We start from the raw sequence: 13,457 nt of genomic DNA, 5'->3' as shown, positions 1-13,457 counted from the left end.
GCCAACCGATGAGCACCATCCTGATCGTCGATGACGAATACCTGATTGCCGATATCCTGGGCTTTGCCCTGGAGGATGAAGGCTTTCTGGTAGAAAAGGCGAGCAATGGGCGCAAGGCCTTGGAAGCGCTGACGGACAAGCGCGTGGAGCTGGTGATCACCGACTACATGATGCCGGTGCTCAATGGTGAAGAGCTGGTACTGGCAATACGCAAGGAGCTGCAGTTGCCTGACCTGCCGGTGATCCTGATGAGCGGCGCCCAGGCCAGCCAAGGACGTCCGGAGCTGTTCGCCGCAGTGTTCGACAAGCCGTTCGACATGGACAAGATGATCGCCAAGGTGCGTGAGCTGCTGGAAGCCTGAGGTTCAGGCTGCAGCCAATGCCAAGCATTCGATCAAGCGCGTCCGTGCGGCTTGAAGCGAGGCACTCAGTGTTGGTCGTCGTGTTTTTCCGGGGCCGGGCTGCCAGCCTGGATACGCTTGAAGATTTCTTCGCGGTGCACCTGAACATCTTTCGGTGCATCGATGCCAATCCTCACCTGCATCCCTTTGACGCCCAGAATGGTGACTTTGATGTCATCGTTGATGACGATGCTTTCGCCAACCTTACGGGTGAGTATCAGCATGTAATTCTCCTTGGTGATGTAGAAATCCGCTTGGCCAGGTGCCATAGCGGTGGGAGCCTGTCCCTCTTCCTCTCATTAAAGACGCTTTCGGCGGATATTAATTCCCCGTAAGACAAATTCTGTTGTGTGTCTTTAGTTGCAGGTGCCGATTTAAACGCGCCTGGCGTGTCGGCGGAGGTGGTCGGTGGCAAGGATAGGGCGCTTCGGCCTTTATGGGAAATTTCTCTGCATGATTGGGTAGATAGTCGGGGTCAATCATCATCGGTGTTTTCAAGGGCCTGGAGAAACAACAGCAACGCCACTTCTTCGGTGTCCAGCCCTTTGCGTACGCGGCGCCCTGGCAGGGCGGCCAGGCGGCCTAATGCGTAATGCTCAAGCACGGCGGGATGAATGTAGCAGCGCCTGCACACTGCCGGTGTGTTGCCCAAGCGCGCGGCAACCTGCTTGACGATGGTTGCAACCTGGCGCTTGGCTTCGGTTTCCGGCTCCCAGGCCAAGGGCCTGAGAAGGCTCAGCGCCAGGCTGCTGCCCGCCCAGGTGCGGTAGTCCTTTGCGGTAAAATCGGCGCCGGTCAGTTGCTGGAGAAACTGATTGACCTCGCTGGAGCCCACGCTGTGCCGCTGGCCGTCCTCGTCCAGGTACTGGAACAGCGCCTGCCCGGGCAACTCCATGCAGCGCTTGAGCAGGTTGGCCAGGCGCCGGTCGCGCAGGGTGACGTTGTGTTCCACCCCACGCTTGCCGCGGAACTGGAAGCGGATGGTACTGCCCTCGACCTTGACATGCCGGTTGCGCAGGGTGGTCAGGCCATAGGACTTGTTGTCACGCAGGTAGCGTTGGTTGCCGATGCGGATTAGCGTGTGGTCCAGCAGGCTGACCACCAGCGCCATGACTTTTTCCCGGTCCAGCCCCGGGCGCGCCAGGTGAGCTTCCAGCTGCGCACGCAGCTTGGGCAAGGCCTGGGCAAAGGCCAGCATGCGCCCGTACTTGTGCTGGTCGCGCAGTTCACGCCACTGGGCGTGATAGCGGTACTGCTTGCGGCCGCGGGCGTCGAGCCCGGTGGCTTGCAGGTGGCCTTGCGGGTCGGCGCAAATCCACACATCGGTGTAGGCCGGCGGGATCACCAGGGCGGCAATGCGCGCCAAGGTGTCGCTGTCGCGCACGCGTTGGCCTTGCGCATCAAGGTAGATGAAGCGGTCGCGCCAGCGCCGCCGGGTCAGGCCGGGCTGGCTGTCTTCAACGTAATGCAGGCTGGGCGGCAGGGTGCAGTCGAGCATTGCGGTGGGCCTCGATCAGGTTTCTGATCAATGGACAACGGCCGCACGGCCGATGCTCAGCCCAACAGCGCGACCGATTTGATCTGTGCGTACAAGGCCTGGCCCGGGTGCAGGCCAAGCTGGTCTGCCGAGAAGCGGGTGATGCGTGCCAGCAAGGCGTTGCCGCCGACGTCCAGGCTGACCAGCACATGTGCCGGGTTGTCCGCCGGGCGTGTTTCACGCACCCGTACCGCCAGCCGGTTGAGGATGCTCGAGGCGCTGTCTGCCGCCAGCGTCAGGCTCACATCGCGGGCCTGGACCTTTACCCGCAAGGTGCTGCCCATGCTGTGCGCAGGGTGGGCGATGCGCAGCAACGGTGCGTCGTCACCGGGCAGGCGCAGGTCGAGCAGGTCGTAACAAGGGTCATGGCCAACCACTATGCCCTCGAACACAACGCCGGCATCCTCGCCCTGGGCCAGCGACAGGTCCAGCCGTGCAAGCGTCTCGCCAATCGGCCCGCTGGCCATGGCCTTGCCTTGCTCCAGCAATACCAGGTGGTCGGCCAGCCGCGCCACTTCGTCCTGGGCATGGCTTACATACACCAGCGGGATATCCAGCTCGTCGTGCAGGCGCTCGAGGTAAGGCAGGATTTCCCGTTTGCGTGGCCCGTCGAGGGCGGCGAGTGGCTCATCCATCAACAGCAGGCGCGGGCTGCTGAGCAGCGCCCTGGCGATGCCGACGCGCTGGGCCTCGCCGCCGGACAAGGTAGCCGGCCGGCGTTCGAGCAGGTGGCCGATGCCCAGCAACTGGCAGGCCTGGTCGAGGCTGACCTTGCGCGCGCCTGGCGCAATCCGCCGCCAGCCGAACTCCAGGTTGCCACGCACAGAAAGGTGCGCAAACAGGCTGGCCTCCTGAAACACGTAGCCCACAGGGCGCAGGTGCGGTGCCTGGAAATAGCCACGCGCACTGTCCTCCCACACCTCGCCATTGACTTCGACGTAGGCGCTGCCAGCCCGCTCCAGCCCGGCCAGGCAGCGCAGGCAGGAGGTTTTGCCCGAGCCTGAATGGCCGAACAATGCGCTGATGCCGCGGCCGGGTAACTGCAGGTCGACATCCAGGGTGAAGTCGTCGCGCGCCAGTTTCAGGCGCGCCACAATTGATCCAGTCATTTCAGCTCCAGCCAGCCTTGTCGCGGCGCCCGGCGTACAGCAGGAGCAGCACCAGGAACGAGAACACCAGCATGGCACCGGCCAGCCAGTGGGCTTGAGAATATTCCATGGCCTCGACGTGATCGAAGATCTGCACCGAAACCACGCGGGTCTTGTCTGGGATATTGCCACCGATCATCAGCACCACGCCGAATTCACCCACGGTATGGGCGAAGCCGAGGATGCTGGCGGTGACGAAGCCGGGGCGTGCCAGCGGCAGCACCACATGGACGAATGTGTCCCACGGGCTGGCGCGCAGGGTGGCGGCGACTTCCAGCGGGCGCTGGCCGATCGCGCCGAAAGCATTCTGCAGGGGCTGTACCACGAACGGCATGGAGTACACCGTCGATCCGATCACTAGGCCGGTGAAGCTGAACACCACGCTGCCCAGGCCCAGTGCCTGGGTAGCCTGGCCCAGCCAGCCGTGCGGGCCAAGGGCGATCAGCAGGTAAAAGCCGATCACCGTAGGGGGCAGCACCAGCGGCAACGCCACCACTGCGCCCACCGGCCCGCGCAGCCAGGAACGCGTGCGCGCCAGCCACCAGGCGATGGGGGTGCCGATGACCAGCAGAATCAAGGTGGTCAGGCTGGCCAGTTTGACGGTCAGCCAGATCGCACCCAGGTCACCGGCGTCCAGTGGCATCAGAGTTCATAGCCGTAAGATTTGATCACTGCAGCGGCTTTCGGGCCTTTGAGGTATTCCACCAGGGCTTTGGCAGCCGCGTTGTCCTTGCCTTTATTGAGGATCACGGCGTCCTGGCGGATGGGGTCGTGCAGGTTGGATGGCACGATCCAGGCCGAGCCGTTGGTGACCTTGCCGTCCTTGTAGATCTGCGACAGGGCAACGAAGCCCAGCTCGGCGTTGCCGGTGGAAACGAACTGGAAGGCCTGGGTGATGTTCTGGCCTTCCACGATCTTGCCCTTGGTGGCTTCGGTCAGTTTCAACTTGTCCAATACCTGCGTGGCGGCAAGGCCGTAAGGGGCGGCTTTAGGGTTGGCGATGGACAGGTGCTTGAAGTCGTTCTTCTTCAGGACTTCGCCCTTGGCATCTACGTAGCCTGCTTTGGCCGACCACAGGGCCAAGGTGCCGATGGCGTAGGTGAAGCGCGAACCGGGGACGATTTCCTTTTCATCTTCAAGCTTCTTCGGGGTGCTGTCGTCAGCGGCAAGGAACACCTCGAACGGGGCGCCGTTCTTGATCTGCGCGTAGAACTGCCCGGTGGCGCCGTAGGCTGCGACCAGCTTGTGGCCGGTGTCTTTCTCGAAGTCTTTGGCAATGGCCTGGATCGGCGCGGTGAAGTTGGCGGCGACCGCGACCTGCACCTCGTCGGCCCAGGCGCTGTTGAGGGAAATCAGGCTGACGAAGGCGGTGGTGGCCAGGTGGGGCAGACGGATGCGCATGAACACAGCTCCTTGAGGTTATCGTTATAGCGCCAACTATATAGCGATAGGCCATTGGCCGGGAAGGGGCTGCACAGGCTGGATCTTTTCAGCGCGTTATAAGCGCCAATGCGCTAGCGGCAATCTCTTCGGTCAGCTGCTGTGCAGGGGCATGCTTGCCCAGCCGCAACGCCTGGCCCGACCACAAATTGCTGTAGTCGCTAATGCCCTGTGGGTCAGTGATTGCCCGCAGCGGCATCAGCGCACCGCCGGCCAGCGGGAAGCGCGGTGCCAGCTCACTCATTGGCCCAAGATCCCGCATGATGCGGTTATTGATACCGCGTGCCGGCCGCCCGGTGAACAGGTTGGTCAGGGCTGTATCGCTGGCCGATGCGCTGTCCAGCGCATGGCGGTGGGCTGAAGATACCTTGGCCTCGGGGCAGAACAGGTAAGCGGTGCCGATCTGCACGGCGCTGGCACCCAGGGCCAGCGCCGCGACCAGGCCGCGATGGTCGGCGATGCCGCCTGCGGCGATCACCGGCAGGCCCACCGCGTCGGCGATTTGCGGTACCAGGGCAAACGTGCCGATCTGGCTGGTGATGTCTTCGCTTAGGAACATGCCGCGATGGCCGCCGGCCTCATAGCCCATTGCAATGATTGCGTCGCAGCCGTTGGCCTCGAGCCACAGTGCTTCCTCCACCGTGGTGGCGCTGGACAGCACCTTGGCACCGGTGGCCTTTACCCGTTGCAGCAATGCCGCCTCTGGCAGGCCAAAGTGAAAGCTCACCACCTCTGGGCGCAATTGCTCGACCAGCTGGCAGCTTTGCTCATCGAAAGGTGCGCGGTTGGAGACGGGGGTGGGGGCCTGGAAGTCGGCGCCGACTTCGTCGTAATAGGGCTTGAGCGCCTGTTTCCACCGCGCGTCGCGGTCGCTGTCCGGGGCGGGCGGCTGGTGGCAGAAGAAATTGAGGTTCAGCGGGCGGCCCGGGCAAGCGCTGCGAAAGGCGGCGATCTCTCCACGCACCTGATCGCCGGTGAGCATGGCGCAGGGCAGGGCGCCAAGGCCCCCGGCGGTGGCCACGGCGATGGCCATGGCCGAACCGCTGGCCCCGGCCATGGGCGCCTGGAGGATGGGCAACTCGATGCCCAGCAGATCGAGGATACGACGGTCGGGCCAGTTGCTCATGCAGTTCTCCTGGGCGCGCAGCCTTACAGTGCCTTGCTCACCTGAATGTCGCTGATCTTGTCGGCGTCGTCGCCGTGGATCTTGCGCAAGGCATCGAGGGCCTGCTCTTGCGAGGCGTCGGGCATGACGGCGAAATCCCAGCGGCGCTCGCCGTCGAGCTTGTATTTGATGACGTACTTGATGTTCTGGGTCATGGCAGTCTTATCTGAGTTTCGACGACGAGCGACGGATGATCTTGATCTTGTGGCTCAAGGTTGGCTTGCGCGTTACCGAGATCGGGCGGGTGGTCACGGTGTCGATGGTGATGTTCCAGAAACCGGTGCTGGGTACCGTGATCTTGGCCGGGAAGTCAACGAACTGGCCGCCGTGGTAGGTGTGGCGACCGCCATTTTTGAAGCTGCGGAAGTTGGCGTCGTTCATCAGGCGGATGTTGCAGCGCTGAGAACACTCGATGACGACGATGTCGTCCTCGTTGAGGTGCTCGCGCTGGTGTACGAATTTCATGGAGTGCTCCACAAGGTCTGGTTCTGCAAACGCAAACGATAACACGATGTCGGGTTTCGCTGCCGCGCCTGATGGCAAGGGGCTAGATAAATCTGCCAGTTCACGGAGCAAAATGGCCTGGCGGTGGTCCTATGCATTCTTGACAGCTGAGGTGCGGCAAATGAAGTGGATGGTAGCGGCGTTGTCCCTGGCGCTGGGTGGATGTGTCAGCGTTTCGGAGCTTGAGCAGTCGCATGAAACGCTGGATGTGATCTCTGGCAAGACGCCGCGCGAGTATGCCGACTGCGTCAAGAATGAACTGGCCGATACCCGCGACCCGCTGGTCGAAGAACAGCGTGACGACGGGCTGCGCCTGATCGTGCCGCAAAAGCTGACAGCTGGCGCCGGGCCGGCGGCACTGGTGGACATCGACAAGCGCGGCAGCGGCAGCAGCATCAAGCTGCACGAGCGCCTGAACAACTTCCCCCTGCGCCTGGGTGATGTACGCACGGCGGCGACCAAATGCATCTCCGGCAGTTGATCTGGCGCAAGTAAAACGCGGTTAACAGGCCTTTTGCCATCCCTTGGTCGGGGTTGGCGTTGTTGCGAATTGCCTTACACGGCTAGTATCCATTTGCTTATGTTTTTTAAGCCTAAGCTTATAACAAAAGAAATGGAGATTCGTGATGACCCTGTTGAGTCGAGTCGTGATCGGCAGCGCGCTGATCCTGGCCTGGCCCATCGCGCACGCCGCTGATGGCCAGAAGGTTTTTACCCAGGGCGGGAGCAACCCCGCCGCCATGGCTTGCCTTGGCTGCCATGGCCCGGATGGCAAAGGTATCGCCGCCGCTGGCTTCCCGCGCCTGGCGGGCTTGCCGGCCGGCTACCTGAGCAAACAATTGCATGACTGGCGCACGGGCAGCCGCAAGCAGCTGGTGATGGAACCGCTGGCCAAAGCGCTGACAGACGACGAAATCAAGGCGGTCAGCAGCTACCTGGCCGGCCTGCCGGGCGACCCTGCACCCACCGTGCGTCGTCAGCAGATCGCCAACGACCCCACCACGCGCCTGGCCCTGTACGGTGACTGGAGCCGGCAAATACCCGGTTGTGTGCAGTGCCATGGCCCAGGTGGCAGCGGTGTCGGTGAGTACTTCCCACCATTGGCTGGGCAGCCTGCCAGTTACCTGGTGGCACAGCTCAACGGCTGGCGCGACGGCAGCCGCAGCAACGACCCCAACCAGCTGATGGTCGGTGTGGCCAAGGCCATGACCGACGATGAAGTCGTGGCGATCGCCGAGTTCTTCGCCAACCCCGCCAGCCCGGAGGTCAAGCCATGAAAGCCTGGATGCCGACTTTGCTGCTTTTAGCGGTGGGCAGTGCCCTCGCTGCGCCCATCACCATGGAAGACCAGTCGCAATTGACCGTTCCGCCCGCCCAGGCCCCGGCGCAATTCGCCCCGCCGGCCGAAGGCGAACTGCCGGACAACGCCTTCGGCAAGCTGGTTCGCGAAGGCCATGCGTTGTTCGTCGATACCCGCCGCTTGATGCCAGACGCCGTGGGCAACGGCATGAACTGCAGCAACTGCCACCTGGACCAGGGGCGCATGGCCCATTCTGCGCCGATGTGGGGTGCTTACCCGATGTACCCGGCTTATCGCAAGAAAAACGACAAGGTCAACACCTATGCCGACCGCATTCAGGGCTGCTTCCAGTTCAGCATGAACGGCAAGCCGCCAGCGGCCGATAGCCCGCAGATGACGGCGCTGTCGGCATACGCCTACTGGCTGTCGACCAAGGCGCCTACAGGCGTGGAGCTTGCCGGGCGCGGGTACCCCGACGTGCCTCAGCCGCAGGGTGGCTATGACTTCAAGCGTGGCCAACAGGTTTACCGCGAACAGTGCGCCATCTGCCACGGCGACAAGGGTGAAGGCCAGAAAGTAGCCGGTGAATATGTGATGCCGCCGTTGTGGGGCAAGGATTCCTACAATTGGGGCGCCGGTATGCACCGTATCAACACTGCGGCTTCCTTCATCAAGCACAACATGCCGCTGGGCAAGTCGGGCAGCTTGAGTGACCAACAGGCCTGGGATGTGGCGGCCTGGATCAACCGCCATGAGCGCCCGCAAGACCCTCGGCTGGTGGAGGGCTCGGTCGAGAAGACCCGGCTGAAGTTCCATGCCAATGATGGGGTCAACCTGTATGGGCAGAAGGTCGAGGGTGTGGTGATCGGGCAGGGGACGGGTGGTTGATGGTGCATGCCGACAGTCGTCGAGGGTCGTAATATTTACGAACCCTCGGAACTATCTACACTGGGTTATCTCTATGATCCCATTGGTCGTCTGCAGGCGGGGCATTGTAAGGTGTCTTCCGCCTGATTAGACTGCGCCGAATTCCACAGTGTCTGCCTTATTTTAAGGACGTATATGATCAAGAAATGCTTGTTCCCGGCAGCCGGTTACGGCACTCGCTTCCTGCCTGCTACCAAAGCCATGCCCAAGGAAATGCTGCCGGTGGTCAACAAGCCACTGATCCAGTATGGCGTTGAAGAGGCCCTGGACGCTGGCCTGAACGAGATTTCCATCGTCACCGGCCGTGGCAAGCGCGCCCTGGAAGACCACTTCGACATCAGCTACGAGCTGGAAAACCAGATCAAGGGCACCGACAAGGAAAAATACCTGGTCGGTATCCGCCGCCTGCTGAACGAGTGCTCGTTCTCCTATACCCGCCAGACCGAAATGAAAGGCCTGGGCCACGCCATCCTGACCGGCCAGCCGCTGATCGGTGACGAGCCGTTCGCCGTAGTGCTGGCGGACGACCTGTGTGTCAACCCTGAAGGCGACGGCGTACTGACCCAGATGGTCAAGCTGTACAACCAGTTCCGCTGCTCGATCATCGCCATCCAGGAAGTCGACCCGCAGGAAACCAACAAGTACGGCGTCATCGCCGGCGACATGATCCGCGACGACATCTTCCGTGTGACCAACATGGTCGAGAAACCCGCCCCGGAAGACGCCCCGTCGAACCTGGCGATCATCGGCCGTTACATCCTCACCCCGGACATCTTCGACATCATCCGCAACACCCCGCCGGGCAAAGGTGGCGAGATCCAGATCACTGACGCTCTGATGCAGCAGGCGCAGAACGGCTGCGTGATTGCCTACAAGTTCAAAGGCCAGCGCTTCGACTGCGGCGGCGCCGAAGGCTACATCGACGCGACCAACTTCTGCTTCGAAAACTACTACAAGACCGGCAAGGCGTACTGATTCGCCCCTGCAGGTCGACAAGCCACCCTTCGGGGTGGCTTTTTTGTTTGTGGCGGCCAACGGCGGTATGCTGAGCGCCAGCCAAGGAGACTGAATACATGGCCTACGATTTTGATCTGTTCGTGATTGGCGCCGGTTCCGGCGGTGTGCGCGCGGCGCGCTTTGCTGCGGGCTTTGGCGCGAAGGTGGCGGTAGCCGAAAGCCGCTACCTGGGCGGTACCTGCGTCAACGTTGGCTGCGTGCCGAAAAAGCTGCTGGTGTATGGCGCCCACGTCGCCGATGAGCTGGAGCAAGCCGCAGGCTTCGGCTGGACCCTGGAAGAGGGCCATTTCGATTGGGGCACCCTGATCGCCAACAAGAACCGCGAGATCGAGCGCCTCAACGGCATCTATCGCAACCTGCTGGTCAACAGCGGTGTGACCTTGCTGCAAGGCCATGCGCGCATCACCGGTGCCAACGAAGTGGAAGTGGAAGGCCAGCGCTACAGCGCCAGGCACATCCTCATCGCGACCGGCGGCTGGCCACAGGTGCCGGACATTCCGGGCAAGGAACTGGCCATCACCTCCAACGAAGCGTTCTACCTCAAGCAGCTGCCCCGCCGCGTGCTGGTAGTGGGCGGTGGGTACATCGCGGTGGAGTTTGCCGGCATCTTCCAGGGCCTGGGCGCCGACACCACGCTGCTGTATCGCGGCGACCTGTTCTTGCGCGGGTTCGACGGTTCGGTGCGGACCCACCTGAAGGAAGAACTGCAAAAGCGTGGCCTGGACCTGCAGTTCAACGCTGATATCCAGCGTATCGACAAGCTCGAAGACGGCAGCCTCAAGGCCACCCTCAAGGACGGCCGCGAGCTGCTAGCCGACTGCGTGTTCTACGCCACCGGCCGGCGCCCGATGCTCGACAATCTGGGCCTGGAAAACACCGGCGTGGAGCTTGACCCACGGGGCTTCATCCGCGTTGACGAGCAGTACCAGACCACCGCGCCGTCGATCCTCGCCATCGGCGACGTAATCGGCCGGGTGCAGCTCACCCCTGTTGCCCTGGCCGAAGGCATGGCGGTTGCACGTCGCCTGTTCAAACCCGAGCAGTACCGCCCGGTGGATTACCAGAACATCCCAACGGCGGTGTTCAGCCAGCCACCGATCGGCACCGTGGGCCTGACCGAGGAACAGGCGCTGGAGGCCGGGCACAAGGTGCAGATCTTCGAAAGCCGCTTCCGCGCCATGAAGCTCACCCTCACCGATATTCAGGAAAAGACCCTGATGAAGCTGGTGGTGGATGCCGAAACCGACAAAGTACTCGGCTGCCATATGGTCGGCCCTGACGCCGGCGAGATCATTCAGGGCCTGGGTATCGCGCTGAAAGCAGGCGCCACCAAGCAGCAGTTCGACGACACGATCGGCGTGCACCCGACGGCCGCCGAAGAGTTCGTCACCATGCGCACCGTCACGCGTTAAACCTCACCGGCCCTATCGCCGGCAAGCCGGCTCCCACAGGTATTGGACAAGTCCATGGGCCTGCGCTGTACCTGTGGGAGCTGGCTTGCCGGCGATGGGGCCAATGAATCCAGCGCAATCCTTTGCTCAGCCCAATCCCTTCTATTAATAAACCCTGCTTATAGCCAAAACCAATCGCAAGCATGAGCTTTGCCAATGAGCCTTCAGCGCAATGATTAGTTAGGATTCTATCCATCAACTGATTCCAACCCCATGAAGGAGCGTCTCTCATGCCTATCATCAACAGCCAGGTCAAACCGTTCAACGCCACCGCCTTCCATAACGGCGAATTCGTTCAGGTAAGCGAAGCCGACCTGAAAGGCAAGTGGTCTGTCGTGTTCTTCTACCCGGCCGACTTCACCTTCGTTTGCCCGACCGAGCTGGGTGACCTTGCTGACAACTACGCCGAGTTCCAGAAGCTGGGCGTGGAAATCTACGGCGTGTCCACCGACACCCACTTCACCCACAAAGCCTGGCACGACACTTCGGAAACCATCGGCAAGATCAAGTACCCGCTGATCGGTGACCCAACCCACGTCATCTCGCGCAACTTCGACGTGCTGATCGAAGAAGCCGGCCTGGCCGATCGCGGTACCTTCGTGATCAACCCGGAAGGCCAGATCAAGATCGTCGAAATCAACGACGGTGGTGTAGGCCGTGACGCCAGCGAGCTGCTGCGCAAGGTCAAAGCTGCCCAGTACGTTGCCGCTCACCCAGGCGAAGTCTGCCCGGCCAAGTGGAAAGAAGGCGAAGCCACTCTGGCGCCATCGCTGGACCTGGTCGGCAAGATCTAAGGCCATGCGTCAATCGTGGGCGGTGAGCAGCCGCCAAAGCTGACCTTCTCACTGCCCCGCCAAACGCCCGGGCGCTATTGCCTGGGCGTTTTTGTATCCGAAGTTTGAATAAGGAATCGCCCGTATGTTGGACGCCACGCTTAAATCGCAACTGAAAACCTACCTGGAGCGGGTCACCCAGCCGATCGAGATCGTAGCTTCCCTCGACGACGGCGCGAAGTCCCGCGAATTGCACGACCTGCTGGTGGAAATCGCCGGCCTGTCGAACCTTATTACCTTGAGCGCGGACGGCACCGACAGCCGTCGCCCTTCATTCTCGCTCAATCGCCCGGGGGCGGACATCAGCCTGCGGTTTGCCGGCATCCCCATGGGCCACGAATTCACTTCCCTGGTGCTGGCACTGCTGCAAGTCGGCGGCCATCCGTCCAAGGCCAGTGCCGAAGTGATCGAACAGATCCAGGCGCTGGAAGGCGAGTTCACCTTCGAAACCTACTTTTCGCTGTCGTGCCAGAACTGCCCTGACGTGGTGCAGGCGCTGAACCTGATGGCGGTGCTCAACCCTAACGTGCGCCACGTGGCCATCGATGGTGCGCTGTTCCAGGATGAAGTCGAGTCGCGCAAGGTCATGGCGGTACCGAGCATCTACCTGAACGGTGAAGTGTTCGGCCAGGGCCGCATGGGTCTGGAAGAAATCCTCGGCAAGATCGACACCAGCGCTGGCGCCCGTCAGGCCGAGAAGATCAACGCCAAGGACGCCTTCGACGTGCTGGTGGTCGGCGGTGGCCCGGCCGGTGCATCGGCGGCCATCTATGCCGCGCGCAAAGGCATCCGCACCGGTGTCGCCGCCGAGCGCTTTGGCGGCCAGGTGCTCGATACCCTGGCCATCGAGAACTTCATCTCGGTGCAGGAAACCGAAGGGCCGAAGCTGGCCACAGCGCTGGAAGAGCACGTCAAGCAGTACGACGTCGACATCATGAACCTGCAGCGCGGCGAAGCGCTGATCCCGGCCACCGACGGCGGCCTGCATGAAGTGCGCCTGGCCGGCGGCGCCTCGCTCAAGGCCAAGACCGTGATCCTCGCCACCGGTGCCCGCTGGCGCGAAATGAACGTGCCAGGCGAGCAGGAGTACCGTTCCCGTGGCGTGGCCTACTGCCCGCACTGCGACGGCCCGCTGTTCAAGGGCAAGCGCGTGGCGGTAATCGGTGGCGGCAACTCGGGCGTGGAAGCGGCTATCGACCTGGCCGGCATCGTCGCCCAGGTGACGCTTATCGAGTTCGACAGCCAGCTGCGCGCCGACGCCGTGCTGCAGCGCAAGTTGCACAGCCTGCCGAACGTCAAGGTGATCACCAGTGCGCTGACCACCGAAGTGCTGGGCAACGGCGAAAAAGTCACCGGCCTGCGCTACAAGGACCGCACCAGCGACGAGCTGCATGACCTGGCGCTGGAAGGCATCTTCGTGCAGATCGGCCTGCTGCCGAACACCGATTGGCTCAAGGGTACGGTCGAGTTGTCACCGCGTGGCGAGATCATCGTCGACGCCAAGGGCGCGACCAATGTGCCGGGCGTGTTCGCGGCTGGTGATGTGACCACGGTGCCGTACAAGCAGATCGTCATTGCCGTGGGCGAGGGCGCCAAGGCCTCGCTGTCGGCCTTCGACCACCTCATCCGCACCTCGGCGCCGGCGTAAGCTGCGTAAGCTGCGTAAGCTGGACCGGCCTCATCGCGGGCAAGCCCGCTCCTACAGGTACCGTATCGTACGTGTAGGAGCGGGCT

At 62.3% G+C, this 13,457-nt stretch carries 16 protein-coding genes; 8 read left to right on the top strand and 8 right to left on the bottom strand.

Annotation, left to right across the window (positions count from 1 at the left end):
- The first annotated feature begins 8 nt into the window (after positions 1 to 8).
- Positions 9 to 362 carry a response regulator gene (locus tag ACNQPL_RS21265; protein ID WP_346612164.1) on the top strand — a complete coding sequence of 118 codons (354 nt, stop codon included), beginning with the start codon at positions 9 to 11 and terminating at the stop codon, positions 360 to 362.
- A 65-nt stretch (positions 363 to 427) separates the two neighbouring features.
- On the opposite strand, the gene csrA is transcribed toward ACNQPL_RS21265, so the two are convergent.
- The 8 genes from csrA to ACNQPL_RS21225 form a co-directional block, all read right to left on the bottom strand.
- Complete coding sequence (gene csrA, locus ACNQPL_RS21260) at positions 428 to 625, bottom strand: carbon storage regulator CsrA (protein ID WP_012315047.1); 198 nt, start codon at positions 623 to 625, stop codon at positions 428 to 430.
- A gap of 251 nt (positions 626 to 876) precedes the next feature.
- Entirely contained in the window at positions 877 to 1,899 is a 1,023-nt protein-coding gene (locus ACNQPL_RS21255) for a DNA topoisomerase IB (protein ID WP_416467836.1), read from the bottom strand.
- Positions 1,900 to 1,955: 56 nt separating this feature from the next.
- The gene (gene modC / locus ACNQPL_RS21250) at positions 1,956 to 3,047 is read right to left on the bottom strand and encodes a molybdenum ABC transporter ATP-binding protein (RefSeq protein WP_416467835.1); all 1,092 of its coding nucleotides are present in this window, start codon (positions 3,045 to 3,047) and stop codon (positions 1,956 to 1,958) included.
- Position 3,048: 1 nt separating this feature from the next.
- Complete coding sequence (gene modB / locus ACNQPL_RS21245; protein WP_346612167.1) at positions 3,049 to 3,729, bottom strand: molybdate ABC transporter permease subunit; 681 nt, start codon at positions 3,727 to 3,729, stop codon at positions 3,049 to 3,051.
- Positions 3,729 to 4,487 carry a molybdate ABC transporter substrate-binding protein gene (gene modA, locus ACNQPL_RS21240; protein WP_416467834.1) on the bottom strand — a complete coding sequence of 253 codons (759 nt, stop codon included), beginning with the start codon at positions 4,485 to 4,487 and terminating at the stop codon, positions 3,729 to 3,731. The genes modB and modA overlap by 1 nt, the downstream gene beginning before the upstream one ends.
- An 88-nt stretch (positions 4,488 to 4,575) precedes the next feature.
- Positions 4,576 to 5,652: a nitronate monooxygenase gene (locus ACNQPL_RS21235; protein ID WP_346612169.1), complete on the bottom strand. Its 1,077-nt coding sequence runs from the start codon at positions 5,650 to 5,652 to the stop codon at positions 4,576 to 4,578.
- Positions 5,653 to 5,675: 23 nt separating this feature from the next.
- Entirely contained in the window at positions 5,676 to 5,846 is a 171-nt protein-coding gene (locus tag ACNQPL_RS21230) for a hypothetical protein (RefSeq protein ID WP_095115567.1), read from the bottom strand.
- Between the two features lie 7 nt (positions 5,847 to 5,853).
- On the bottom strand, positions 5,854 to 6,156 hold the full coding sequence (locus ACNQPL_RS21225) for a DUF1883 domain-containing protein (RefSeq protein ID WP_016487931.1): 303 nt from the start codon (positions 6,154 to 6,156) through the stop codon (positions 5,854 to 5,856).
- Between the two features lie 160 nt (positions 6,157 to 6,316).
- Between ACNQPL_RS21225 and ACNQPL_RS21220 the strand changes: the two genes are divergently transcribed.
- The 7 genes from ACNQPL_RS21220 (at position 6,317) to ahpF (ending at position 13,371) form a co-directional block, all read left to right on the top strand.
- Entirely contained in the window at positions 6,317 to 6,676 is a 360-nt protein-coding gene (locus ACNQPL_RS21220; RefSeq protein ID WP_346612170.1) for a hypothetical protein, read from the top strand.
- Positions 6,677 to 6,821: 145 nt separating this feature from the next.
- Complete coding sequence (locus ACNQPL_RS21215) at positions 6,822 to 7,472, top strand: c-type cytochrome (RefSeq protein WP_416467833.1); 651 nt, start codon at positions 6,822 to 6,824, stop codon at positions 7,470 to 7,472.
- Positions 7,469 to 8,383: a c-type cytochrome gene (locus ACNQPL_RS21210; RefSeq protein WP_416467832.1), complete on the top strand. Its 915-nt coding sequence runs from the start codon at positions 7,469 to 7,471 to the stop codon at positions 8,381 to 8,383. Before ACNQPL_RS21215 ends, ACNQPL_RS21210 begins: the two co-directional genes overlap by 4 nt.
- Before the next feature lie 174 nt (positions 8,384 to 8,557).
- Positions 8,558 to 9,397 carry a UTP--glucose-1-phosphate uridylyltransferase GalU gene (gene galU, locus ACNQPL_RS21205; protein WP_012315035.1) on the top strand — a complete coding sequence of 280 codons (840 nt, stop codon included), beginning with the start codon at positions 8,558 to 8,560 and terminating at the stop codon, positions 9,395 to 9,397.
- Positions 9,398 to 9,495: 98 nt separating this feature from the next.
- Positions 9,496 to 10,851, top strand: coding sequence for a glutathione-disulfide reductase (gorA, locus tag ACNQPL_RS21200; protein ID WP_416467831.1), 1,356 nt, complete (start codon positions 9,496 to 9,498; stop codon positions 10,849 to 10,851).
- A 269-nt stretch (positions 10,852 to 11,120) separates the two neighbouring features.
- Positions 11,121 to 11,684, top strand: a complete 564-nt coding sequence (gene ahpC / locus ACNQPL_RS21195) for an alkyl hydroperoxide reductase subunit C (protein ID WP_033696855.1) — start codon at positions 11,121 to 11,123, stop codon at positions 11,682 to 11,684.
- A gap of 124 nt (positions 11,685 to 11,808) precedes the next feature.
- Entirely contained in the window at positions 11,809 to 13,371 is a 1,563-nt protein-coding gene (gene ahpF, locus ACNQPL_RS21190) for an alkyl hydroperoxide reductase subunit F (RefSeq protein WP_416467830.1), read from the top strand.
- Positions 13,372 to 13,457: the final 86 nt, after the last annotated feature.

The organism is Pseudomonas sp. LFS044, assembly GCF_047978245.1.
Taxonomy (GTDB): domain Bacteria; phylum Pseudomonadota; class Gammaproteobacteria; order Pseudomonadales; family Pseudomonadaceae; genus Aquipseudomonas.
The sequence above is the reverse complement of the archived record's forward strand: the minus strand, read 5'-3'. Positions and strand labels throughout refer to the sequence as shown.